General features: G+C 60.1%; 1 protein-coding gene. It reads left to right on the forward strand.

Translation table 11 applies throughout. From position 1 onward, the window contains the following. On the forward strand, window positions 1–519 hold a 519-nt coding region (locus BK660_RS30845), incomplete at both ends, for an LOG family protein (protein WP_148057511.1).

The raw sequence follows: 519 nt of genomic DNA on the forward strand, positions 1-519 counted from the left end.
CAGCCCGAACATTCCCATCTATCGCGACATGATCCTGACCGTGCTGCGCATGGCCCAGGAAGATCACAACCGCTGGAATGCCAAGATCACCTTGCAAGCCCTGCGCGAACTGGAGCAGGCCTTTCGGGTACTGGAGCAATTCAAGGGCAGACGCAAAGTCACCGTGTTCGGCTCGGCGCGCACCCCGGTCGAACATCCTCTATACGCCATGGCCCGAGAACTCGGCGCGGCGTTGACCCGCTCGGGGATGATGGTCATTACCGGTGCCGGGGGCGGCATCATGGCCGCAGCCCATGAAGGTGCCGGCCGCGATCACAGCCTCGGGTTCAACATCACCCTGCCCTTCGAACAACATGCCAACCCGACGGTAGACGGCACCGGCAATCTGCTGCCGTTCCACTTCTTCTTCACGCGAAAACGGTTTTTCGTCAAAGAAGCTGACGCGCTGGTTTTATGCCCGGGCGGTTTCGGCACGCTGGATGAAGCTTTGGAAGTACTGACGTTGATCCAGACCGGCAA

Source organism: Pseudomonas brassicacearum (genome assembly GCF_003732265.1).
GTDB classification, from domain to species: domain Bacteria; phylum Pseudomonadota; class Gammaproteobacteria; order Pseudomonadales; family Pseudomonadaceae; genus Aquipseudomonas; species Aquipseudomonas brassicacearum_D.